Raw genomic sequence first — 23,042 nt, forward strand, 5'->3', positions numbered from 1 at the left:
GAAAGGACGGACATGTATGAGTGTATTTGTAAATAAAGATACAAAGGTAGTTGTGCAAGGGATTACCGGCGGTACAGCAAAATTCCATACGAAGCAAATGTTAGAGTATGGAACAAATATTGTGGCAGGAGTTACTCCTAATAAGGGTGGCACAGAAGTAGAAGGCGTACCTGTATTTAATACAGTAAGAGAAGCTGTTGAAGAAACAGGAGCAAATGCTTCTGTAATCTACGTTCCGGCAGCTTTTGCGGCAGATGCAATTCTAGAGGCTGTTGATGCGGAATTGGATTTGGCTATATGTATTACTGAGCATATTCCTGTTATGGATATGGTAAAGGTTAAACGTTACATGGAAGGGAAGAAGACTCGTCTGGTAGGACCGAACTGCCCTGGTGTTATCACCCCTGAGGAATGTAAGATTGGTATCATGCCGGGATATATTCACAAAAAAGGGCATATCGGAGTTGTTTCCCGTTCTGGTACATTAACGTATGAAGCCGTACATCAATTATCTGAAGCAGGCTATGGACAATCTACTGCAGTAGGAATTGGTGGAGACCCTGTAAATGGAACAGATTTCATTGATACGCTGAAAGCATTTAATGAAGATAGTGATACAGAAGCCGTGATTATGATCGGTGAAATAGGCGGAACTGCTGAAGAAGAAGCAGCAGAGTGGGTAAAAGCCAATATGACAAAACCTGTTGTCGGGTTTATTGGCGGCGCTACAGCACCACCAGGAAAACGTATGGGACATGCTGGTGCTATTATTTCTGGTGGTAAGGGAACTGCAGATGAAAAAATCCGCATCATGAATGAATGTGGAATTCAAGTTGCAGAGACTCCTGCTGTAATGGGCGAGACTATGATCCGTGTTTTAGAAGAGAATGGGTTAAAAGAAAAATGTAAAACACATTAAAAAAATGTAATGAAAAAGCCCTGGGATAATGAAATTCCTGGGCTTTTTCTCCATGAAAGGAAGTGGTGAATTGAGCAGGATTAGTGACAGGTTAATTCATTTATCAAGATGTAAAGGGGTTACAAGGCGTATTATTCAACATATTCTTGCTTTGGACTCCGAGTTAAAACAAATCTATTCGCTTACCGCTGAACAATTAATACAAATATATCAATTCTCCGAAAGAAAAGCTCACTTGCTTTATAACAGTCTCCATAACCCCTCGCTTATTGAACAAATCAAACGGGATAAAACCCAATGCTCCATTATTACCATACTTGATCATGAATACCCTTCCGTTTTAAGAATGATTAATGACCCTCCTTTTGTTTTATATGCATTAGGTGACCATCGTTTATTGAATTACTCTCCTTCCTTAAGTGTCATTGGGACCAGAAAGCCTACAAGAGAAGCTTGGGACAAAACAAAACTTATGATTCAGCCATTAATTGAAGAAGGTTGGGCGATTGTAAGTGGTATGGCAAGAGGAATAGACACTTATGCACATAAGATAACGATAGAAGGAAGCGGTAAAACTATTGCTGTTCTCGGGAGTGGTTTTCACCATATCTATCCAATGGAAAACCAAGCCTTATTTACAAAGATTAGAAAAACTGGTATAGTCCTTTCTGAATATCCTCCTTCTATGCCTGCCTCTAAGCATCATTTTCCAGAGAGAAACAGAATAATTAGTGGCTTGGCGTTTGGCACACTAGTCATCGAAGCCACGGAAAAGAGCGGCACATTAATAACAGTAGACCAAGCGCTTGATCAGGGAAGAGAAGTATATGCGCTTCCAGGATCTCCTCTAGTCGCACAAACGAAAGGGTGTCATCGTATGATACAGGAAGGTGCAAAGCTTGTGACGGGGGCGGCATCCATTCTTGAAGATTGGGAAGCTCAAGGAGAATATTTTACTTTAATAAAGTGAGACTTCATTTGGTGAGGGGGTTACCTCCTATCAAATATTAGTTGAATGAATCGGACCTTTACTGGCAGTTTATCCCCCACTTAGAATGCTTGATTGCTTCCCGCTTTTTTGAAGTGGGAGTCTTACTGCCAGTGAAGGCGGGATAAATGAGAAAAAATGATAAAAAAGGGGCATAGTTACATCTTCCGTTAAATTGTATGTTTGACAAATGTGGTGTATATATTTACTATTAGTGAAGATTTCCAATTTATTTTAGTTGTAACCTCATTGTGGGAGGAAATATAATGTCAGATTATCTAGTAATCGTAGAATCGCCTGCAAAAGCGAAAACGATTGAACGTTATTTGGGGAAAAAATATAAAGTAAAAGCATCTATGGGACATATACGTGATCTGCCTAAAAGTCAGATGGGCGTAGATACTGAAGATGCATACAGACCAAAATATATTACAATACGTGGTAAAGGTGATGTTTTAAAAGAATTACGCTCTGCGGCGAAAAAAGCTAAAAAAGTATATCTAGCTGCCGACCCCGACAGAGAAGGGGAAGCAATTGCATGGCACCTTGCCCATATTTTAAACGTAGACGAGACATCAAAGTGTCGAGTAGTATTTAATGAAATTACGAAAGAAGCTATTAAGGAGTCATTTAAACATCCTCGTAGTATTGATACTGATTTAGTTGATGCACAACAAGCAAGAAGAATTCTGGATAGACTTGTAGGCTATAACATTAGTCCGCTACTTTGGAAAAAAGTTAAAAAAGGACTTAGTGCAGGACGCGTACAGTCTGTTGCAGTGAAAATGATTATTGATCGAGAAAAAGAAATAGAGAACTTTAAGCCAGAAGAATATTGGTCAATTGAAGGCAGCTTTCAAAAGGAGCAAGAACTTTTTAATGGATCCTTTTATGGAATCGACGGCAAAAAGCAAGAATTAAAGACAGAGGCCGATGTTAAAGAAATTATAAATAAGCTTAAGGAAAAATCGTTTACAGTTGATAAAGTGAATAAGAGAGAGAGAAAAAGAAATCCATCACAGCCTTTCACTACTTCATCTCTTCAACAGGAAGCAGCAAGAAAGCTTAATTTCCGAGCAAAGAAAACCATGATGTTGGCCCAGCAATTATATGAAGGTATAGATTTAGGAAAGAAGTCTGGCGGTATTACGGGTCTTATCACATACATGCGTACAGATTCAACGCGCATTTCTGATACAGCAAAGCAGGAAGCAAAAGAATATATTCAAGAAAATTATGGGGAAGAATTCTTGGGAACAAATAAAGCTACCAAGAAAAAGGAAGGAGCACAAGATGCACACGAAGCAATCCGTCCAACCTCTGCCCTGCGCAACCCGAAATCGCTTAAAACAGTCTTATCAAGAGATCAATTACGACTATATAAATTAATTTGGGAACGATTTCTTGCTAGCCAGATGGCTCCAGCTATATTAGATACCATGACCGTCCATCTATTAAATAATAAAGTTGAATTTCGAGCTACGGGGTCAAAAGTAAAATTCAAAGGTTTTATGAAGGTATATGTGGAAGGAACAGATGACAATAAAAAGGAAGAAGATAAGTTTCTACCAGACCTCCAGGAAGGACAGACCGTGACAGCGGAAGAAATCACACCAAACCAGCATTTCACGCAGCCACCACCTCGCTACACAGAGGCAAGACTTGTTCGTACAATGGAAGAGTTGGGAATAGGCAGACCGTCAACCTATGCACCAACCTTGGATACCATTCAACGTCGAGGGTATGTGACGATTGATAATAAACGTTTTATACCTACAGAGCTTGGTACCATTGTGTTAGAACTGGTGGAAGAATTTTTCCCGGAGATTATTGATGTAGATTTCACTGCTAAAATGGAAGGTGATTTGGATTCCATTGAGGAAGGGAAAACAGAGTGGATCGAGATCATTGATGGTTTTTATAAAGGGTTTGAAAAGCGTCTGGAAACAGCAGAAAAGGAAATGGAAAAAATAGAAATCCGCGATGAACCAGCTGGCATTGACTGTGAAAACTGCGGGCATGAAATGGTTTATAAAATGGGGAGATATGGGAAGTTTCTTGCATGCTCCAATTTCCCAGAGTGTAGAAACACGAAGCCAATTCTTAAAGAGATTGGTGTGAAATGTCCGAAATGTAAAGAAGGAAATATCGTGGAGAGAAAATCCAAAAAAAGAAGAACGTTCTATGGCTGTGATCGCTTTCCTGAATGTGATTTCCTTTCCTGGGATAAACCGATCTCAAGACCTTGTCCAAAATGTGAGTCCTTACTAGTCGAGAAGAAAAATAAGAAAGAAACTCAGATTCAATGTACAAATTGTGATTATAAAGAATCTGCTCAGAACTAAATATCGCAACAAGGTAAAGTGTTAAAAAGTTATATAGGTCATCCAAAGCTGTTCGTTTTTTATGCGAGCAGCTTTTTCTATTTATTGTAGCGTATGAAGTTGAACGAATCAGATATTTACTTGCAATTGATCACACACTTAAAATGCTTGATTGCTTCTCCCTTTTTTGTGGAGGTCATACTGCCAGTTTAAAACGGGATAAAATTGCTTTGTTCGCCTAATACACCTTAGTTCCACATTAAATCGTGTTTCCATTTGTGAGGAACAGGGAATTGCCTAGTAGAATATAAGACCTGAAGGAGGTTATCGGATGGATTACAAAAAAACGTATTTCGTGAAAATAACGGAGAAAGAAATAAATAAAGTATCTGTTCCCGATAGAGCCGCAGAATTTGAGATTAGAGCAACTCATGATGAGGTAGAGGAGTTAGAAGAACTTTTCCAAAAAGAAAATAAGGATGCCAAGAATTCTATAGAATATCTTTCTAAGCCATTTGATGAATGGGGAGCGGATGATGAAAGAAACAGCTATGACGATCACCTTATAAAAGTATATCGTACTGTCTATCATCTAGGAACAAAGGAAACAAAGGAAAAAATTAACCAATTAGGAATATTAACTTAAAAACTGGAAATAATGGGTATGAAAATGTTATGAATTATTTTTAAGTTGAGGGTCCCAATCATTATAAATCGGCCGCTAATAGACCTTGTCAAACCGCTAACAAACTATTATAGGTTTTGTAAAAAATTTTTAATATGAGTTTAAGGGTTGTTTGTTGACTCTTTATTAGGAAACCGATATAATTACGCCTTGGTAAGTGTAATGCCTTGACAGTAAAGGTTACTGAAAATGTTGCGCTGTTTGGACTAAATAGGTTAGATAATACCTGAAAATCAACTGCGTTCACAGTTCAATTCAGAATTTTGTTGCAATTTTGTTAAATTTATTGCACTCCCTGATTTTCTGTGATATGATTTATTCGCTAATCAATGGGGTGATGTTTTGCTTGATTTCGATAAAGCAATAAAAGCATTTACATCCTACTTACAGATTGAGAAAAATGCATCCCCTTATACTGTGAAATATTATCTGAATGATCTGGAAACATTCTATGAATTTCTACAGGGGGAGGGGATTATTGATCTGGGGGATGTAGACCAAAAAGTTGTAAGAATATATCTGACGATGCTATACAATAAACAGTTAAGCAGAAGGTCTGTATCCCGTAAAATCTCTACGATGAGAAGTTTCTATAAGTATTTGGAAAGAGAAGGTGAATTTCTCTCCAACCCTTTTGTCCATATTTCTCTACCAAAAACAAATAGCCCTGTTCCCGGCTTCTTGTATAAACAAGAACTTGAAAAATTGTTTGAGATTAATGATTTCCAAAAACCCACCGGGCAAAGGGACCAAGCGTTAATTGAAATTCTTTATGCTACAGGCATGAGGATAAGTGAGTGCCAGGGTTTAAGGTTACAGGATATTGATTTTTCAATTGGTACCATATTTGTTCGCGGTAAAGGAAGAAAAGAACGGTACATTCCATTCGGAAGATTCGCAGAGGTTGCCTTGGAAACGTACATAAATGAAGGGCGAACAGCGTTGTTGGAGAAGGCGGGACAACAATCCGAAGCTGTTTTTTTAAATGCGCGTGGAAATCCTTTAACCGCAAGAGGAATGAGATTAATCCTAAATAAAATGGTAGAAAAGGCTGCTTTAACAGTCCAAGTTCATCCCCATAAATTGCGTCACACGTTTGCCACCCATCTATTAAATGAAGGGGCTGACTTACGGAGTGTGCAGGAATTGTTGGGACACGAAAATCTATCTTCTACACAGATTTATACGCATGTTACAAAGGATTATTTGCGGAGTGTTTATATGGAGAACCATCCGAGGGCAAATAGTCAACCAAATGATTAGAAGAGGTGATTCAATTGGCGAACGAGATGCATGCAACTACGATTTTTGCCATTAATCATAACGGCCAATGTGCAATGAGTGGTGACGGGCAAGTTACGCTTGGCAATACAGTTGTAATGAAACATAAAGCTAAGAAAGTACGTACATTATTTCGTGGCCAAGTCCTTGCCGGTTTTGCAGGATCTGTTGCAGACGCTTTTACACTATTTGAAAAGTTTGAAGGTAAACTTGAAGCTTTTAATGGAAATCTTGCTCGAGCTGCAGTAGAGCTCGCGAAGGAATGGAGAAGTGATAAAGTCCTTCGTAAATTGGAAGCCATGCTAATTGTCATGAACAAAGAAAATATGTTTCTTGTCTCTGGGACTGGAGAAGTAATTGAACCAGATGATGGCATATTGGCTATAGGTTCTGGTGGGAATTATGCTTTAAGTGCTGGAAGAGCGCTTGCAAGGAAAGCGGATCATTTAACTGCAAAGGAAATTGCTAGAACAGCGTTGGAAATAGCCGGGGAAGTTTGTGTTTACACGAATGACCAAATAACTTTAGAGGTGCTTGATTAAAGGAGGCCTTTGAAAAGATGGGTATAGATTACACTCCAAAACAAATTGTCGGTCAATTGGATAAATATATTATCGGGCAAAATAGTGCAAAACGATCAGTCGCAGTGGCTTTAAGAAATCGTTATAGAAGAATGCAACTTGATGACTCGATAAAAGACGAAATTGTACCAAAGAACATCCTCATGATTGGCCCTACAGGAGTAGGAAAAACGGAAATCGCCAGACGGTTAGCGAAATTGGTTGGCGCACCTTTTGTAAAGGTGGAAGCTACAAAATTCACAGAAGTGGGCTATGTAGGAAGAGATGTTGAATCCATGGTCAGAGACTTAGTGGAAATGTCAGTTAGAATGGTAAAAGAAGAAAAAATGATAGAGGTAAAAGGGAAAGCAGAAGAGGAAGCGAACAAGAAATTAGTTAAATTACTTGTTCCCCAAGCGAAAAAAGAGTCTTCCATGAAAAACCCTTTTGAAATGTTGTTCTCTAATAACACGGAAAACGACAAGAGTGAGACCAATGAAGAAAGTGATGATGAAATTAAAAGTAAGCGAAAGCGTGTAGAGCACCAGCTTGCTTTAGGGGAATTAGAAGATCATATGGTGACCATCGAAATAGAAGAACTTCCTCCTTCTATGTTTGATATGCTGCAAGGTTCGGGAATGGAACAAATGGGTATGAACATGCAGGATGCCTTTGGTCAGTTTATGCCTAAGAAAAAGAAAAAAAGAAAGCTAGCAGTATCTGAAGCGCGGAAGGTTTTAACCCAGCAGGAGGCAGGGAAGTTAATTGATATGGAGGAAGCATCCCAGCTTGCGGTAGAGCGTGCTGAACAATCAGGGATACTCTTTATTGATGAAATTGATAAAGTGGCTGGTAAGCAAGATAATCAAGCAAATGTTTCGCGTGAGGGTGTGCAACGAGATATCCTTCCTATTGTCGAGGGGTCAACTGTTGTGACAAAACATGGACCTGTAAAAACAGACCACATGCTATTTATCGCAGCTGGTGCCTTCCATATGGCGAAACCTTCTGATTTAATACCTGAACTTCAAGGTAGGTTTCCGATCAGAGTCGAATTAGATAAATTGTCAGTCGAAGATTTCCAACGTATTTTACGTGAACCTTCAAATGCTTTACTTAAACAATATTCGTCCCTGTTGCAAACAGAGGGTATAAATGTTGTTTTTACGGACGAAGCTATAGAAAGGTTGGCTGAAATAGCCTATCAAGTGAATCAAGAGACTGATAATATTGGGGCAAGAAGATTGCATACAATTCTCGAGAAGCTGTTAGAGGATCTATCATTTGAAGCTCCGGACATTAATATGGAACGTATTGAAATAACACCTGCTTATGTGGATGAAAAACTAAGTACTATTGCAAAAAACAAGGACTTAAGTCAATTTATACTATAATATTAAACAACTGAATGGAGGATTATTAATGGAACTACTAGGACGTGCAAGAAAAATTAATGCAATGCTACAGAAAGCTACGGGGAAATCCGTAAACTTCAATGATATGTCTGCTTCCCTGCGTGATGTAATCAAAGGGAATGTGTACATTTTAAGCAGAAGAGGTAAATTATTGGGATTCGCCATTAACCAGGAAATTGAAAATGAGCGTATGAAAGACATGCTCGAGCAAAGACAGTTTCCAGAAGAATATACAGAAGGATTATTTAATATTCACGAAACGACTGCAAACCTTGATATTGACAGTCCACAAACTGTTTTTCCAGTAGAGAACCGTGATCTATTCAAATCAGCATTAACTACTATCGTACCAATCATCGGAGGTGGAGAGCGCCTTGGTACATTAATCCTTGGTAGGTTAACAGATAGCTTCAGTGATGATGATCTATTGCTTGCCGAATATGGAGCTACTGTAGTAGGGATGGAAATCCTTCATGAAAAAACAGAAGAGATTGAAATGGAAGCACGCAGTAAAGCTGTAGTGCAAATGGCAATTAGTTCTCTATCATACAGTGAATTAGAAGCCATTGATCATATTTTTGAAGAATTAAATGGCAATGAAGGGTTACTTGTAGCAAGTAAAATTGCTGATCGCGTTGGGATCACCAGATCAGTTATCGTTAATGCATTAAGAAAGCTTGAAAGTGCCGGTGTTATTGAATCACGATCACTTGGTATGAAAGGTACCTATATTAAAGTACTAAACAACAAATTTCTTGTGGAACTAGAGAAACTTCGTTCAAGATAAAAATAAAGAAGCCTTATAAGACTTTTATCTTATAAGGCTTCTTTTTTATGTAAAGATTTAAGTTAGAGAAATGGAATCTCACCAGAGGGCAAATCAATAAACTGAACTTCCCTGTATCTAACAGAAAGACGGATTGGTTTTATATTTAAGTTTATACGGTTTTTTATAGAATAATTTACATCTGCTTTTGTCCTAGGTAATTTGGTATAATAATGTTGTAATTGGGTTTATAATTCGCGTGAATTCGACTTATTTAATAATGATGAAGGAAGAAAATAGGAAAATAACCGAAAATTCATAATCAAAAGAGCATTTTATTGATAAAATAGACCTAGTTATATTTAACTATATTTTGTTCTTAATAAGGAAAATGTCGAAAAGTGATAGACTTTGAAGACTTTATAAATTACAATATTCGTATGATATGAATATTTATGGCCGTTAGGGAAAAACAGCCAAAGGAGGGTTACAATGAACCTGTTTGGAGGCACGATTTCCACTTTAGAGAAATCATTAAAGTATGCGTCAGTAAAGAATCAAACCATTTCAAACAACATAGCAAATGTAGATACACCCAACTACAAAGCAAAAGATGCGGTGTTTAAAAATGTTTTACATAATACAATGTCTACGGGTGTGCAAGCGAAACGGACGCATGAAAACCACATGCCTTTTGATGGTACTTCTGATTCATCTTTCCAAATAATTACAAAGCAAAACACATCCTACAATAGTAATGGAAATAACGTTGATATTGATAAAGAGATGGCAGAACTTGCTAAGAATCAAATCTATTATCAGGCTTTAGTAGACCGGATAAATGGTAAGTTTGGAAGCTTGCAAAAGATCTTACAGGGGGGTAGCTGATTATGTCGATTTTCCATGCAATGAATGCGAGTGCTAGTGCCCTTACTGCACAGCGACTAAGAATGGATGTTGTTTCTTCAAATATTGCTAACGCGCAGACAACCAGAGCAACAATGAATGAAAATGGAGAATATGATCCTTATAGGAGGAAAATGGTATCCGTAGAACCTAACGGGGGAAGTTTCAAATCCTTTTTACATAAAGCAACAGCCTCCCCGAGTAATGCTACAGGGAACGGTGTGAAAGTTACAGGTATTACGGAAGATGAGACACCATTTAAGTTAGTTTATGATCCAACACATCCTGATGCCAACGACAACGGCTATGTAGAAATGCCAAACGTTGATCCTTTAAAGGAAATGGTTGATCTGATGAGTGCGACTAGGTCTTATGAAGCGAATATAACCTCGTTAAATGCTAGTAAGGGAATGCTAATGAAAGCATTAGAGATTGGCAAATAATTTAAGTAGGAGTTATGAAAATGATTAATAACGTAACTTTAGGAAATATCCAGCAACAAGTTGCAAAACCCGCTTTATCACCAGGACAAGCTCAGGCTAGTTTTGCAAATTCTTTAAAAGCAGCAATTAATAACGTAAATGATCACCAAATTGCTTCGGATCAAAAAACGGAAGCCCTGGCAACTGGCCAAATTGATGATTTACATGATGTCATGATTACCGCCCAGAAAGCAAGCATTACACTTGAAACAAGTGTGCAAATGCAGCGAAAAGTGATAGATGCATACAATGAAATAATGCGAATGCAAGTTTAATTTGTTTTTATTGTATTGGTAGGGATTCACTTGTGTAATACTTAACAAAGATTTTACAAACTTGCTGTTATGGTCAAGGTAAGCATGGAAAATTTGCAAAAATACGATAACCATACATAAAAAGTAAATCAATCTTGGCACTATGGTGGGGGAATATATGAAAGAGAAAATAATGAACTGGAAAGAAAGAATGTCTGGTTTCTGGAAAAAGCGCTCTGGAACGCAAAAAGGAGTCTTTATCGGGTCAGTTTTACTAGTCTTCCTACTGATTGGTGGGATATTGTTTTTATCACCCGGTCCCAAAATGGTTCCGTTATACAGCAACCTTTCTTTACAGGAAGTGGGACAAATAAAAACAGAGCTGGAGGCAAGAGGAGTCCAGTATGAATTAGAGCAGGGCGGGACATCTATCCATGTATCAGAAGAACAAGTCGACTCACTACTTGTCGATCTTGCTGGACAAGGATTACCTAACAGTGGAAATATTGACTATTCCTTTTTTAGTGAAAATGCGTCCTGGGGTGTTACCGATAATGAGTTTGATGTAATGAAACTTGACGCAATGCAAACAGAGCTTGCTAACTTGATGAAGGGGATCGATGGTATTGAAAATGCAGAAGTGATGATCAATATGCCAGAGGATCCAGTTTTTGTTAGTGACACAGCTCAAACGGCCAGTGCTTCCATTGTAGTAAACACGAAGCCAGGATACCAATTTCAAGGAAATCAAATAGAATCATTATATCACTTAGTATCAAAAGCAGTTCCCAATTTACCTGAAGAAAATATCGTAATTATGAATCAGTACTTTGAATACTATGATCGAAACAGTCAGACAGCTGGTGGCTCACAGGATGCCCATACATATCAGCAATCCGTAAAAAATGACATAGAACGAGATATTCAAAAACGTCTACAGCAAATGCTAAGCGCAATGGTCGGTGGGGAAAATGTTATTGTTTCTGTAACTTCAGATATTGATTTTACGCAGGAAAATAGAACAGAAAACCTTGTACAGCCGGCAGACGAAGAAAATATGGAAGGCTTGCCAGTTAGTGTTGAAACCATTCAGGAAACCTACACCGGAAACCCTCCAGTTGGTGGTACTGCAGGAGCTGGAGAAGAGGATATTGCTAATTATCAAGGTGTAGAAGAAGGCGAAAATGGTGATTATGAGCTTGTTAAGGAAACAGTAAACAATGAATATAATCGAATTCAAAGAGAGATCGTGGAAAGTCCATATAAAGTGAGAGATTTAGGGATTCAAGTTGCAGTAAACAATGTTAAAAATCAAGATGGCGAAACAGCAGAGTACCTAACACAGCAGGAGCAAGACACAGTAGAAGAAGGGATTTCATCTATCTTAAATTCGGTTATAAACACATCGATTAACGCTGAATTTGAAGACGCTGCTCCAGAGGAGAACGTATCCATTACTTTCCAGGAGTTTAACGGAAAGCAAGCTTCTAATAATGCCCCGACCTCATCAGGTATTTCACTATGGATGTATATTGCAGGAGGCTTATTGTTGCTTATTATTATTGTGTTAGTTGTATTACTCCTTCGTAATCGCGGAGAAGAAGAGGAAATTATTGAAGAAAGTTATATTGATGAAGAAGTTCCTGCGGAAATACCAGATTTACCTGAACAGGAACAAACAGAGTCAGAAGTTCGCAAAAAGCAATTAGAAAAAATTGCTAAAGATAAGCCGGAAGATTTTGCGAAATTATTACGAAGCTGGATTGGGGAAGACTAGGAGGGATTAAATGGCAAGACAAAAAGGTGCCTTGACAGGTAGGCAAAAGGCAGCAATTCTATTGATCTCCTTAGGCCCTGACGTATCTGCTCAAGTATACAAACATTTGACAGAAGAGGAAATTGAAAAACTAAGTTTAGAGATTTCCTCTGTTAAAAAAGTGGATAACTCACTGAAAGAAGATGTTCTAGATCAATTCCATCAAATTGCTGTTGCGCAGGATTTTATCTCTCAAGGTGGAATTGGCTATGCTAAAACAGTGTTGGAAAAAGCGTTTGGGAGTCAGGAAGCTTCCAATATTATTAATAGGCTCACTTCCTCACTGCAGGTTAGACCTTTCGACTTTGCACGAAAGGCAGACCCACAACAAGTGCTAAATTTTATACAAAATGAACATCCACAAACTATCGCGCTCGTTCTTTCTTATCTAGATCCAGAGCAATCGGGACAAATATTATCGGCCTTGCCCCAGGAAATGCAAGCAGATATTGCCAGGAGAATTGCAACCATGGATTCTACTTCACCGGAAATCATTACCCAGGTGGAGCAGGTTTTAGAGAAAAACATTTCTTCTTCTGTGACAGAAGATTATACACAAACTGGTGGAATTCAAGCTGTTGTAGAAGTATTGAATGGTGTGGACAGGAGTACTGAACGTACTATTTTGGATGCATTAGAAATTCAAGATCCCGAGCTCGCTGATGAGATTAAGAAACGCATGTTTGTATTTGAGGATATTGTTATTTTAGACAACAGAGCTATTCAACGGGTTATTCGAGAGGTAGAGAACGACGACTTACGCTTATCACTTAAAGTCGCAAGCGACGAAGTGAAGGATATTGTCTTTAAAAATATGTCTCAGCGTATGGCAGAAGCCTTTAAGGAAGAAATGGAATATATGGGACCTGTCCGTTTACGTGATGTAGAGGAAGCGCAAACGAGAATTGTTGGAACGATAAGACGATTGGAAGACATAGGTGAAATTGTGATTGCACGGGGCGGAGGAGATGATATTATTGTCTGATACTCATATGAACGGTGGTAGAGTAATAAAGCTTAAACCTATTGTTACTCAAACTGATAAGGTACACTATCTCACACCCGAAGAGCAGGTAAGATCAGACCTTCAACAGGCCCAGCAATCATTACAGAAAATAAAGGAAGAAAGTGCTTCTCTTTTAAAAAAGACAGATGAGCAGATTGAATTAGCAAAATCAAACTGGGAAAAAGAGAAAAAGACCTTGATTGAGAGTGCAAAGCATGAAGGTTATCAGGATGGTTTTCAATCAGGCAAGCAAGAAGGATTGTCAACTTTTGAAACAAAGCTAGATGAGTTAAACCAGTTGACTGACAAGGCACTAAAAGAATATCACCAAACCGTAGAAAAAAGTACAACTGAAATTATTAAAATAGCATTACATACAGCCGAGAAAATATTAGATCAGAAGATTACAGAGGAGCCTACTGCATTCTTGCAAATGGTTCAGAAATCAATTAAGGAACTGAAAGATCAATCCATTATATCGATTTATTTACATCCCTCCAACTATGAATTTGTGTTGCAGCAAAAGGAAGAATTAATGCAAATTGTGAACGAAGACACAAAGCTTGCCATTTATATGAAAGATAGCATCCAAGAAAATGGCTGTCGTATTAAACACCCCTTTGGCGAGTTGGATATCGGACTAGACACACAATTAAAGCAGATTAGAGAAGTATTACATGAAATAGAATTGGAGAATAGACAATGAATCTCTCAACCTACTTATCCGCTATAGAGCAGGCAGATACATATAAACGGTATGGGAAAGTGCTTCGAGTCGTCGGGTTAATGATTGAGTCCCAGGGCCCTGCAGCAAATATAGGCGAGGTTTGCTATATTCACTCCTCTGAAAATCGCGCACCGATTCTTGCGGAAGTTGTAGGTTTTAATAACGAGAAAATTATCCTTATGCCATATTCAGAGGTTAATGAAATAGGGCCAGGATGCTTAGTGGAATCAACTGGAAAGCCATTACGAATTAAAGTAGGAAGAGGACTTATTGGAAATGTAGTTGACTCCTTAGGGCAAAAGTTAGACAGTTCAGTATTACCTAAAGGATTGACACGATATTTGACTGATCAATCCCCCCCAAACCCTATGGAGAGACCACCCATTTCTGAGCCAATTCAGGTTGGAGTTAAAGCAATTGATTCTCTTCTTACAGTTGGTAAAGGACAACGGATTGGTATTTTCGCGGGGAGTGGTGTTGGTAAAAGTACACTATTAGGAATGATCGCAAGAAACAGTGATGCAGACATAAACGTTATTGCTCTAATCGGTGAAAGAGGAAGAGAAGTAAGAGAATTCATTGAAAAGGATTTAGGGCCGGAGGGACTTAAGCGATCGATTGTAGTGGTAGCAACCTCTGATCAACCTGCCTTAATGCGTATTAAAGGTGCCTATACAGCAACTGCCATAAGTGAGTATTTCAGAGATCAGGGTTATGATGTCAACCTGATGATGGATTCTGTTACAAGAGTAGCGATGGCACAGCGAGAGGTCGGACTTGCAACAGGGGAACCACCGACAACGAAAGGATATACGCCTTCTGTTTTTGCTATCCTTCCAAAGCTTCTAGAGAGAACGGGAACCAACCATAACGGTACTATCACAGCATTTTATACTGTGCTAGTAGATGGAGACGATATGAATGAGCCGATTTCGGATACTGTTAGAGGTATTTTGGATGGGCACTTTGTGATGGACCGGAAGCTGGCAGAAAGAGGACAGTTTCCTGCAATCAATGTATTAAAGTCTATTAGCCGTGTGATGAATAGTATTACTGGAGATGCTCACAAGCAAACTGCTCAGGAAATTCGTTCATTGATGGCAAAATATGAAGAAAATAGGGAGTTAATCCAGATCGGTGCCTATAAACGTGGTACAGACCAAGCAATTGATCGATCAATATCCTACTATCCCAAAATACAAACTTTTTTAAAGCAAGACACCCATGAAGTTATCAGTCGAACAGAATCAGTTGAGAAAATGACATCATTATTAAATGGGGGCATGAAATAATGGCAGAAACATTGGCCTTATCTAAAATTTGGAATGTCAGGGAACAGGAAAAGAATGATGCTCAGAAAGCTTACCATAAGTCAACAGAGTTTTTTGAGGATGTCGCAACGAAGATGTTTCATTTACTGAAAAAGAAAGAAGATGCTGAAAAGAGCTATGAAGAGGCTATTCAGCAATCCATAACTTTAGATAAAGTACGTGAACAAAATGCTTATATTGAGCGATTGAATAAGCAAATAATGGCCATGCAAAATGCCGTTCAACATGCAAGAAATGACATGGAGATGAAACAACATCAGCTTACTGAGGCACATGTGGAAATGAAAAAGTTTGAGAAAATCATTGAGATGCGACAGGATGCGGAGAAAGCACGACAAGATAAAATGGAAAGAAGAACTATGGATGAAGTATCCATTCAGCAATACTTAAGTCATATAAACAGGTGATGACATGGAAAAAGACTATACAACTGAAAAAAAGAAAATGAATCCTTTTCTTTGGTTCCTATTTGCAATCATATTTCCACTTCTTATCGCGACAGTTATAGCAGTGATTGGCTTCAGCATAGCTGGCATCAATGTATTAGACTGGGCAAAAGAGAAAGGGAGCAACATTCCGGTTGTCTCTTCCATGATCGAAACGCCAGAAGAAGAGTCAACGGGACAAGCCCAAGAGAAAGCTGCAGAGCAATTGGCTGCTAAAAATGAGGAAATTGAACAATTGAACCAACAAGTACAGGATTTGGAGTCAACAATTGAATCGCTCGAAGAAGAAACAATAAGGTTAGAGAATCGTAATAGGCAAAACCAGGAAAATGCTGAAATGGAAACGGAAGAAGAGGCACCTGACACTATCCAAACCATTGCTAGTTCTTTTAAAGATATGGACAGTGAACAGGCAGCATTAATTATCCAAGATTTAGATAACCAAACTGCAATTTCTATTCTGAAAGAAGTATCAAACAAAGTAAGAGGAGCCATTTTAGAGGAAATGGAACCTGCTGAAGCAGCAACATTAACGCAGTTGTTTATTGATGCAAATAATGAATAATATTGAAATGATATTGAAAGGAGGTGAAATATAGTGAATGCAATCAGGATGTTCTTCCAACAAATGCAATCTACGAAACTACCAAGCGTTTCAGACAAGGTAGCAAGTAAAAGCGATATGTTTCAAAACTTATTAAACAATGAGCATGGAAATGGCCAAAATAGTAGCGGATCAATTCTGCTTAGTGGAAAAAAAGGCAACAGTCCGTTAGAGATTACGTTAGGCTCAGAGCAGAAACAAGAAAGCAATCTCATGCAGCCAGGACTATCGATTGTAATCCAGTCTAGTGAACAAGAAGGGATGCCTACTGTAGAGTTGTCCGAGGAAGAACAGAATAAGTTAATTGACCTTGTGACTACCCTTTTAAATACTGGACAAAGTCAGGAGAGGCTTGAGGTAGCTCTAAATGAACTGAATATGCTTCCAAATGTTCCACCAGTATTAAAGGAATTTGTGCAGGTAATCAAGGAAATCACTCCAATACTGTCACAAATTTATTCCAAGCAAGATGCAGAAAAAGCGGCGCCTAAACTACTACATTCACTGCAACAGTGGGAGTCACTTGAGAAGAAAAACGGTGCAGCTAAAAGTGGTGAAATAGTCCTGAATATCCTAAAAAAAGAAAATCCTGATTTACAAGGAGTCTGGAAAGAACTCTTGCAATCATTTGAGAAACGAAGTCAGATGGCGACAAAGCAGCAGTATAATGCAGATGCAAAAGTCACAAGTACTGATGTTGCAAAGTGGGTTACAAATGCTATGGAGCAACTTTCTCAACCTGTAATAAAGTCAAATGGACATGCAGCTGTTTCAGGATTAAATGGACCATTGAGCCAGATAGAGCAATACGTTATTCATGTTAGTCCTTCACAATCGTCTAAAGCTCCAGATAAGCAATTAATGGACCAATTTCAGCAGATGATCCATTCTAGTAAATTTGCTACAAAGTTTAATGGAGCAACACAGCTCTCTATTTCTCTAAGACCAGAGAATCTTGGTGACATGATGGTAAAGCTAACCCAAATTAATGGAGAGATGACAGTTAAAATTCTTGTATCTTCTCAGGCTGCAAAAGACATGATGGAGGGCAACCTGCATCAATTACGAAATATGTTTTCACCACATCAAGTTGTAATTGAGAAGCAAGATTTATCTATTCAGCAAAGTCAAAATATCCAGAAGGAACATGATAGCCAGCATTTTGATCAACAAGAAAATCGATCAGAAGATACTTGGCAGGAAGAGGACCAATCCTCTGAAGATGATTTTGCAACGCAATTTCACGAATTATTAATGAATGAGAAAGTGTAGGTGAAAAAAATGTCGGTTCATTTAGATCCATCCCTCTATCTAAAAAATCAAAGTAGTGAAAGAACACCTAGTACAAACCTCGGGAAGGATGAATTTCTTAAGATTCTGATGACTCAATTACAAAATCAGGATCCGTCTAATCCAATGGATGATAAGCAATTTATTTCACAGATGGCTCAATTTTCATCTTTAGAGCAAACGATGAATATGGCAAAATCCATTGATAGATTGGTTGAAAGCCAACTTATGTCTCCTGTCATCCAATATAGCCATATGATAGGAAAGGAAGTTACTTATCAATCTTTTGACAAAGAAACTGGAGAAAAGAGTGACATCGTTTCAAGTAAGGTTATTTCAGTAAGCCAAAGTGAAGGTTGGGCTGTGCTTGAGCTTGAAAATGGCGAAAAGATTTTTGCAGATGCAGCCATGGAAGTAAGTGACCCAACTACTGAGGACAAAGAGGAAGACTAAAAGGATGTGAGCGTGATGGATCATCGTATACATCAATTGCCGCAGCAGCATGCTCTTAACATTAAGTCACCTGTTAAACAAGCAAAGACACCATCAACTATTAGCTTTAAAGATTTATTAACAGAACAGACAGGATTAAAACTAAGTAAGCATGCATCAGAGCGGCTTCAAGAAAGAAATATACAGATAAATGCGAATCAATGGGAACTAATCAACCAAAAGGTGAAAGAAGCAAAAACAAAAGGAATAACCGATTCTTTGGTAATAACAAATGAAGCTGCACTTCTAGTTAGTGCGAAAAATAATACAGTTGTTACAGCAATGAATAGGCAAGAAGCCACAAGCCGTATTTTCACAAACATAAACGGTACCATTCTGCTGGATCAATAGGCTGGACCCTACTGGGAGGCCAACGCTGTTGATGGACAGATACAGCGTGCACAATTAAACCAAAAAGGGGAAATGAGATTATGCTACGTTCAATGTATGCTGGTATTTCAGGAATGAAAGGTTTTCAAACAAAATTAGATGTAATTGGAAACAATATTGCAAATGTAAATACGTCTGGCTTTAAAAAAGGAAGGGTAACTTTTCAGGATATGATGAGCCAAACGACAGCTGGTGCTCAAGGAGCCACGGAAGCACGAGGAGGAGTTAACCCATCACAGGTAGGGCTTGGTTCACAGCTTGGAACCATCGATAACATCCACACACAGGGATTTAGACAAACCACCAACAGTCCATTGGATTTCGCTTTGGAAGGTGATGGTATGTTTGTCGTACAAAATGGTGATCAAACAGCCTATACAAGAGCCGGAAACTTTTACCTTGATGAAAGTGGAGCAATCGTAAATCCTCAAGGTTACTATTTGACTGGATATCAGTCTGGCACAAATGTCACAGGGACTACGTACACAGGAGTAGACGGTGCTGATAATGAGATTTCCGTTTCCGTAACGAATGATGGTGATAATATTGTTTCGTACGTAAATGGTAATGGGGAAAGAATTGAAGATGACACACTCTTACCAGATGGTGAGCTACAGATAACCGATCAAAATGGCAACAATCTCACTGTGGCAATGGACGCTAATGGTGGGGTAAGCATTACAATGGATGATGATAATGGAGAACCGATGGATGTTGCGCTAGAGGAAACAAACATGACGGAGGACTTCGTTAGTAATACAGTAGGCACGTTAAGTATTCCTGATTCTGCTCAAAGCTTTAGTGTCCAAGCAAATGGGACTGTATCTTATATTGATGAATTTGGTCAACCACGTATTGCTGGACAAATTGCTTTAGCATCCTTCTCGAACGCTGCTGGATTAGAAAAATCGGGAAGTAACTTGTTCCTAAATAGTGAAAATGCTGGTTACAATGGCTTAGTCACTCCAGAATCAGAAGGAGCAGCGTCTATCGTCAGTGGTTCACTAGAAATGTCAAATGTGGATCTGTCTGAAGAATTTACGGAAATGATCACGGCCCAGCGTGGTTTCCAGGCTAACACCCGAATTATTACGACTTCAGATGAAATACTGCAGGAATTAGTAAACCTAAAACGATAAGGAGGTAGGGAGTGCCGTATCCAGGCACTCCCGCCCATTTTATGATTGAATTAAGAAGGTTAAACAATGAAACGTTTATCTTAAATGCATTAATGATTGAACAGATTCAGTCGTTCCCTGATACCACAATTACATTAATAAATGGAAAAAAAGTTGTTGTAAAAGAAGCGGAACAAGAAGTGGCTGAACTAATAGAAAAATTTTATCGAAAAATAGGCTTGCAACAATCCATATATAAAGCAGGTGAAGTTAAAAATGAGTAAATTGGTTAAAGTAATGCTTTCCTCTATCGCAATAATTATTGTTGGGGCGGCCGCAGTTTTTCTCGTTATCCTTAACGTTAATGGTGAGGACGAAGGAAAAGCAAAAACGATTGATGAGATTGTAGAGTATTCCTATGAATCTCCTGAGATAACAACTGATTTAGAAGATGGCAGCTTTGTGCGTATTCAGTTTCAGATTGTTACTGATAGTAAGGATGCTAAGGAAGAAATAGCGAAGCGCGACTTTCAGCTAAAAAATATTCTTATTAAAGAGTTGGCAGTGCTAAGCGAAGAGGATTTTAAAGCAGGACTTTCAGATTTAGAAAAAACAGTTCAGACAAAGTTAAATGAAGTCATGACAGAAGGAAATATTACAGATGTTTATACAATCAATAAAATTTTGCAGTAAATATGGATGTAATACTCCAGCATGGAGGTGAGTTAGTTGGTAGATGAAGTTCTTTCCCAAAATGAAATAGACGCCCTCTTATCTGCTATTACGTCAGGTGAAATGGACGCTGAAGAACTGAAAAAGGAAGAAAAAGAGAAGAAAGTGCGTGTCTATGATTTTAAGCGTGCCCTGCGTTTTTCAAAAGATCAAATACGTAGTATATCACGGATCCATGAAAACTATGCCCGTATGCTAACAACTTTTTTCTCAGCGCAATTAAGGACATATGTGAATATTAATGTGGCCTCCGTTGATCAAATTCCATATGAAGAATTTATAAGATCTGTTCCGAAAATGACAGTACTTAATACATACAGTGTTGCTCCACTTGATGGAAGAATCGTGATGGAAATTAATCCAAACATAGCTTATGCATTACTGGATAGGATTCTTGGTGGTAAAGGTTATAGTACAAATAAAGTGGACAACTTAACAGAAATTGAAACAATTTTGATGTCTCAAACCTTCGAAAAGGCAATTGTAAACTTACAGGAAGCATGGTCATCGATTGTAGAGATCGATCCAGTATTAGAGGAGTTTGAAGTGAATCCCCAGTTTCTCCAAATGGTTTCACCAAATGAGACGGTAGTGGTGGTATCTTTAAACACAGCTATTGGAGATACAAGTGGTTTAATTAATATTTGTATTCCACACATTGTCTTAGAACCAATTATTTCAAAGTTATCCGTCCACTATTGGATGCAAACCGCAACAAAAGAAAGAGATGACGAGGCATATAATAAACTATCTACAAATCTAGTATCAGCTAAAGTAGATGCTAAAACAATACTAGGAACGACAAACATAAACATTGAGCAATTTCTTAATCTCAAACAAGGCGATGTGATAGGACTAGATCAGTCAATAGACCATCCGCTTACATTAGAGGTCAATGACAAGCCGAAATTTTATGTGCAGCCAGGTAAGCACAAAAATAAATTGTCTGTACAAGTATTAGAAGAAATTAAAGGGGTGAATGTGCATGATGAATGATGGAATGCTATCACAAGACGAAATTGATGCATTATTAAAGGTTGGCGAAGATGACTCAGATGATGCTGCTGTCAATTCCCCTGCTTATCAATCTTTAACAACAATTGAAGAAGATACTTTAGGAGAAATAGGAAATATTTCTTTCGGCAGCTCTGCTACAACTCTATCAACCTTATTAAATCAAAAAGTAGATATAACGACACCAAAGGTTTCGGTAATTCAAAAGGCAGATTTGGAGGAAGAGTTTAACTTTGAACCGGTTAGTGTTGAGGTGAGCTATATTGATGGCTTTACGGGTAAGAATGTGTTTGTACTAAAATCTCCAGACGCTGCGATCATCTCTGACATTATGCTGGGAGGCGATGGAACTTCACCTGCTGAGGAGCTAAATGAAATTCATTTAAGTGCTGTTCAAGAAGCAATGAATCAAATGATGGGTGCGGCAGCTACGAGCATGTCAACGGTGTTTAATAAAAAAGTAGATATCTCACCACCTAATATACTTGTAGAGGATCCAGAGGAAGATTTGAAAGACAAGTTTTCTGAAGATGCCTATGTTAAAGTATTTTTCGAACTAAAGGTAGGAGAGTTAATTGATTCAAATATCATGCAATTGATGCCAATGAGTTTTGCTAAGAAATTGGTAGATGAATTACTTAACGGTGGGGCCGAGGAAGAGGCAGCCGTAACGGTAGAAGAACTTGAAAGAAGCTTTGAAACCGAAAAAGCTGATCCTGTGGTACGTCAACCAAGTAGTCATACCGAGGACGCCAGCATGCTAGGAAATGCCACAAACCAACACAGCACGGTTCAACCAGCTGCTTTTTCCAATTTTGAGCCTGTTGAATTGAATACTACAGAGCATCGTAATTTAGATATGTTAATGGATATTCCACTTAAAGTAACAGTAGAGCTTGGAAGAACGAAACGTACAATTCGAGATATATTAGATTTATCAGCTGGATCTATTATTGAACTAGACAAACTGGCCGGTGAACCTGTTGATATCCTAGTAAACCAAAAACCAATAGCTCGGGGAGAAGTAGTTGTAATAGATGAGAATTTTGGTGTAAGGGTTACAGATATTTTAAGTCAGTCAGACAGATTGCGAAAACTTAAATAGAATTTTACTTAGGGGGATTTTAAATGGCACAGCGAATTTTAATTGTGGATGATGCAGCTTTTATGAGGATGATGATTAAAGATATTCTTACAAAAAATGGATTTGATGTAGTAGGTGAAGCTCAGGATGGTTTACAGGCTGTTGAGAAGTACAATGAGTTACTACCTGATTTAGTAACAATGGATATTACGATGCCAGAAAAGGATGGAATAACGGCACTAAAAGAAATAAAGGCAAATCATCCTCATGCCAAAATTATAATGTGTTCTGCTATGGGGCAGCAAGCGATGGTTATCGACGCTATTCAGGCTGGGGCAAAAGACTTTATCGTTAAACCTTTTCAGGCGGATAGGGTTATTGAAGCAATACAGAAGGCATTGAATTAAGAAAC

General features: G+C 38.3%; 26 protein-coding genes. All 26 read left to right on the plus strand.

Features of this window, described 5'->3' with window-relative positions; genetic code table 11:
• Positions 1 to 16: 16 nt before the first annotated feature.
• Entirely contained in the window at positions 17 to 919 is a 903-nt protein-coding gene (gene sucD, locus LG273_RS08860; RefSeq protein WP_404459232.1) for a succinate--CoA ligase subunit alpha, read from the plus strand.
• A gap of 52 nt (positions 920 to 971) precedes the next feature.
• The gene (gene dprA, locus LG273_RS08865; RefSeq protein WP_404459234.1) at positions 972 to 1,889 is read left to right on the plus strand and encodes a DNA-processing protein DprA; all 918 of its coding nucleotides are present in this window, start codon (positions 972 to 974) and stop codon (positions 1,887 to 1,889) included.
• 284 nt (positions 1,890 to 2,173) lie between these two features.
• The gene (gene topA, locus LG273_RS08870; protein ID WP_379561070.1) at positions 2,174 to 4,252 is read left to right on the plus strand and encodes a type I DNA topoisomerase; all 2,079 of its coding nucleotides are present in this window, start codon (positions 2,174 to 2,176) and stop codon (positions 4,250 to 4,252) included.
• A gap of 310 nt (positions 4,253 to 4,562) precedes the next feature.
• Positions 4,563 to 4,877, plus strand: coding sequence for a hypothetical protein (locus tag LG273_RS08875; RefSeq protein ID WP_404459236.1), 315 nt, complete (start codon positions 4,563 to 4,565; stop codon positions 4,875 to 4,877).
• 381 nt (positions 4,878 to 5,258) lie between these two features.
• The gene (xerC, locus tag LG273_RS08880; RefSeq protein ID WP_379561072.1) at positions 5,259 to 6,179 is read left to right on the plus strand and encodes a tyrosine recombinase XerC; all 921 of its coding nucleotides are present in this window, start codon (positions 5,259 to 5,261) and stop codon (positions 6,177 to 6,179) included.
• 14 nt (positions 6,180 to 6,193) lie between these two features.
• Positions 6,194 to 6,739 (plus strand): ATP-dependent protease subunit HslV, encoded by a 546-nt coding sequence (gene hslV / locus LG273_RS08885; RefSeq protein ID WP_404459238.1) that lies wholly within the window; start codon positions 6,194 to 6,196, stop codon positions 6,737 to 6,739.
• A gap of 17 nt (positions 6,740 to 6,756) precedes the next feature.
• Positions 6,757 to 8,151: an HslU--HslV peptidase ATPase subunit gene (gene hslU / locus LG273_RS08890; RefSeq protein ID WP_379561074.1), complete on the plus strand. Its 1,395-nt coding sequence runs from the start codon at positions 6,757 to 6,759 to the stop codon at positions 8,149 to 8,151.
• Positions 8,152 to 8,179: 28 nt separating this feature from the next.
• Positions 8,180 to 8,959 carry a GTP-sensing pleiotropic transcriptional regulator CodY gene (gene codY, locus LG273_RS08895; RefSeq protein ID WP_379561075.1) on the plus strand — a complete coding sequence of 260 codons (780 nt, stop codon included), beginning with the start codon at positions 8,180 to 8,182 and terminating at the stop codon, positions 8,957 to 8,959.
• Positions 8,960 to 9,430: 471 nt separating this feature from the next.
• The gene (flgB, locus tag LG273_RS08900) at positions 9,431 to 9,826 is read left to right on the plus strand and encodes a flagellar basal body rod protein FlgB (protein WP_379561076.1); all 396 of its coding nucleotides are present in this window, start codon (positions 9,431 to 9,433) and stop codon (positions 9,824 to 9,826) included.
• A 2-nt stretch (positions 9,827 to 9,828) separates the two neighbouring features.
• Positions 9,829 to 10,287: a flagellar basal body rod protein FlgC gene (flgC, locus tag LG273_RS08905; protein ID WP_379561077.1), complete on the plus strand. Its 459-nt coding sequence runs from the start codon at positions 9,829 to 9,831 to the stop codon at positions 10,285 to 10,287.
• Positions 10,288 to 10,307: 20 nt separating this feature from the next.
• Positions 10,308 to 10,601 (plus strand): flagellar hook-basal body complex protein FliE, encoded by a 294-nt coding sequence (gene fliE / locus LG273_RS08910; protein WP_379561078.1) that lies wholly within the window; start codon positions 10,308 to 10,310, stop codon positions 10,599 to 10,601.
• A gap of 157 nt (positions 10,602 to 10,758) precedes the next feature.
• Positions 10,759 to 12,357, plus strand: a complete 1,599-nt coding sequence (gene fliF / locus LG273_RS08915; RefSeq protein ID WP_404459243.1) for a flagellar basal-body MS-ring/collar protein FliF — start codon at positions 10,759 to 10,761, stop codon at positions 12,355 to 12,357.
• Between the two features lie 10 nt (positions 12,358 to 12,367).
• Positions 12,368 to 13,381 carry a flagellar motor switch protein FliG gene (gene fliG, locus LG273_RS08920; protein WP_379561080.1) on the plus strand — a complete coding sequence of 338 codons (1,014 nt, stop codon included), beginning with the start codon at positions 12,368 to 12,370 and terminating at the stop codon, positions 13,379 to 13,381.
• Positions 13,374 to 14,108, plus strand: a complete 735-nt coding sequence (gene fliH, locus LG273_RS08925) for a flagellar assembly protein FliH (RefSeq protein WP_404459246.1) — start codon at positions 13,374 to 13,376, stop codon at positions 14,106 to 14,108. Before fliG ends, fliH begins: the two co-directional genes overlap by 8 nt.
• Entirely contained in the window at positions 14,105 to 15,421 is a 1,317-nt protein-coding gene (gene fliI, locus LG273_RS08930; RefSeq protein ID WP_404459248.1) for a flagellar protein export ATPase FliI, read from the plus strand. The genes fliH and fliI overlap by 4 nt, the downstream gene beginning before the upstream one ends.
• The gene (fliJ, locus tag LG273_RS08935; protein WP_379561083.1) at positions 15,421 to 15,867 is read left to right on the plus strand and encodes a flagellar export protein FliJ; all 447 of its coding nucleotides are present in this window, start codon (positions 15,421 to 15,423) and stop codon (positions 15,865 to 15,867) included. The genes fliI and fliJ overlap by 1 nt, the downstream gene beginning before the upstream one ends.
• Before the next feature lie 4 nt (positions 15,868 to 15,871).
• Entirely contained in the window at positions 15,872 to 16,471 is a 600-nt protein-coding gene (locus tag LG273_RS08940) for a magnesium transporter MgtE N-terminal domain-containing protein (RefSeq protein WP_404459250.1), read from the plus strand.
• Between the two features lie 33 nt (positions 16,472 to 16,504).
• On the plus strand, positions 16,505 to 17,782 hold the full coding sequence (locus LG273_RS08945) for a flagellar hook-length control protein FliK (protein ID WP_404459252.1): 1,278 nt from the start codon (positions 16,505 to 16,507) through the stop codon (positions 17,780 to 17,782).
• 9 nt (positions 17,783 to 17,791) lie between these two features.
• The gene (flgD, locus tag LG273_RS08950) at positions 17,792 to 18,253 is read left to right on the plus strand and encodes a flagellar hook assembly protein FlgD (protein WP_404459504.1); all 462 of its coding nucleotides are present in this window, start codon (positions 17,792 to 17,794) and stop codon (positions 18,251 to 18,253) included.
• Between the two features lie 15 nt (positions 18,254 to 18,268).
• On the plus strand, positions 18,269 to 18,643 hold the full coding sequence (locus tag LG273_RS08955) for a TIGR02530 family flagellar biosynthesis protein (RefSeq protein ID WP_379561087.1): 375 nt from the start codon (positions 18,269 to 18,271) through the stop codon (positions 18,641 to 18,643).
• An 80-nt stretch (positions 18,644 to 18,723) separates the two neighbouring features.
• Positions 18,724 to 19,821 (plus strand): flagellar hook-basal body complex protein, encoded by a 1,098-nt coding sequence (locus LG273_RS08960; protein WP_379561088.1) that lies wholly within the window; start codon positions 18,724 to 18,726, stop codon positions 19,819 to 19,821.
• A gap of 41 nt (positions 19,822 to 19,862) precedes the next feature.
• Entirely contained in the window at positions 19,863 to 20,084 is a 222-nt protein-coding gene (locus tag LG273_RS08965) for a flagellar FlbD family protein (RefSeq protein WP_404459506.1), read from the plus strand.
• Positions 20,077 to 20,493 carry a flagellar basal body-associated protein FliL gene (gene fliL / locus LG273_RS08970; protein WP_379561089.1) on the plus strand — a complete coding sequence of 139 codons (417 nt, stop codon included), beginning with the start codon at positions 20,077 to 20,079 and terminating at the stop codon, positions 20,491 to 20,493. The genes LG273_RS08965 and fliL overlap by 8 nt, the downstream gene beginning before the upstream one ends.
• Positions 20,494 to 20,529: 36 nt before the next feature.
• Complete coding sequence (gene fliM / locus LG273_RS08975; RefSeq protein WP_404459255.1) at positions 20,530 to 21,528, plus strand: flagellar motor switch protein FliM; 999 nt, start codon at positions 20,530 to 20,532, stop codon at positions 21,526 to 21,528.
• The gene (fliY, locus tag LG273_RS08980) at positions 21,518 to 22,651 is read left to right on the plus strand and encodes a flagellar motor switch phosphatase FliY (RefSeq protein WP_379561091.1); all 1,134 of its coding nucleotides are present in this window, start codon (positions 21,518 to 21,520) and stop codon (positions 22,649 to 22,651) included. Before fliM ends, fliY begins: the two co-directional genes overlap by 11 nt.
• Before the next feature lie 23 nt (positions 22,652 to 22,674).
• Positions 22,675 to 23,037, plus strand: a complete 363-nt coding sequence (locus LG273_RS08985) for a response regulator (protein WP_379561092.1) — start codon at positions 22,675 to 22,677, stop codon at positions 23,035 to 23,037.
• The last annotated feature ends 5 nt before the right edge of the window (positions 23,038 to 23,042 follow it).

The organism is Oceanobacillus kapialis, from assembly GCF_044790185.1.
Classification (GTDB): Bacteria; Bacillota; Bacilli; order Bacillales; family Amphibacillaceae; genus Oceanobacillus_B; species Oceanobacillus_B kapialis.

Coding starts and splice junctions, on each gene's coding strand:
- sucD (WP_404459232.1), top strand. CDS start 17: ATGAGTGTATTTGTAAATAAAGATACAAAGGTAGTTGTGCAAGGGATT.
- dprA (WP_404459234.1), top strand. CDS start 972: ATGAAAGGAAGTGGTGAATTGAGCAGGATTAGTGACAGGTTAATTCAT.
- topA (WP_379561070.1), top strand. CDS start 2,174: ATGTCAGATTATCTAGTAATCGTAGAATCGCCTGCAAAAGCGAAAACG.
- LG273_RS08875 (WP_404459236.1), top strand. CDS start 4,563: ATGGATTACAAAAAAACGTATTTCGTGAAAATAACGGAGAAAGAAATA.
- hslU (WP_379561074.1), top strand. CDS start 6,757: ATGGGTATAGATTACACTCCAAAACAAATTGTCGGTCAATTGGATAAA.
- codY (WP_379561075.1), top strand. CDS start 8,180: ATGGAACTACTAGGACGTGCAAGAAAAATTAATGCAATGCTACAGAAA.
- flgB (WP_379561076.1), top strand. CDS start 9,431: ATGAACCTGTTTGGAGGCACGATTTCCACTTTAGAGAAATCATTAAAG.
- flgC (WP_379561077.1), top strand. CDS start 9,829: ATGTCGATTTTCCATGCAATGAATGCGAGTGCTAGTGCCCTTACTGCA.
- fliE (WP_379561078.1), top strand. CDS start 10,308: ATGATTAATAACGTAACTTTAGGAAATATCCAGCAACAAGTTGCAAAA.
- fliF (WP_404459243.1), top strand. CDS start 10,759: ATGAAAGAGAAAATAATGAACTGGAAAGAAAGAATGTCTGGTTTCTGG.
- fliG (WP_379561080.1), top strand. CDS start 12,368: ATGGCAAGACAAAAAGGTGCCTTGACAGGTAGGCAAAAGGCAGCAATT.
- fliI (WP_404459248.1), top strand. CDS start 14,105: ATGAATCTCTCAACCTACTTATCCGCTATAGAGCAGGCAGATACATAT.
- fliJ (WP_379561083.1), top strand. CDS start 15,421: ATGGCAGAAACATTGGCCTTATCTAAAATTTGGAATGTCAGGGAACAG.
- LG273_RS08940 (WP_404459250.1), top strand. CDS start 15,872: ATGGAAAAAGACTATACAACTGAAAAAAAGAAAATGAATCCTTTTCTT.
- flgD (WP_404459504.1), top strand. CDS start 17,792: ATGTCGGTTCATTTAGATCCATCCCTCTATCTAAAAAATCAAAGTAGT.
- LG273_RS08955 (WP_379561087.1), top strand. CDS start 18,269: ATGGATCATCGTATACATCAATTGCCGCAGCAGCATGCTCTTAACATT.
- LG273_RS08960 (WP_379561088.1), top strand. CDS start 18,724: ATGCTACGTTCAATGTATGCTGGTATTTCAGGAATGAAAGGTTTTCAA.
- LG273_RS08965 (WP_404459506.1), top strand. CDS start 19,863: ATGATTGAATTAAGAAGGTTAAACAATGAAACGTTTATCTTAAATGCA.
- fliL (WP_379561089.1), top strand. CDS start 20,077: ATGAGTAAATTGGTTAAAGTAATGCTTTCCTCTATCGCAATAATTATT.
- fliY (WP_379561091.1), top strand. CDS start 21,518: ATGATGAATGATGGAATGCTATCACAAGACGAAATTGATGCATTATTA.
- LG273_RS08985 (WP_379561092.1), top strand. CDS start 22,675: ATGGCACAGCGAATTTTAATTGTGGATGATGCAGCTTTTATGAGGATG.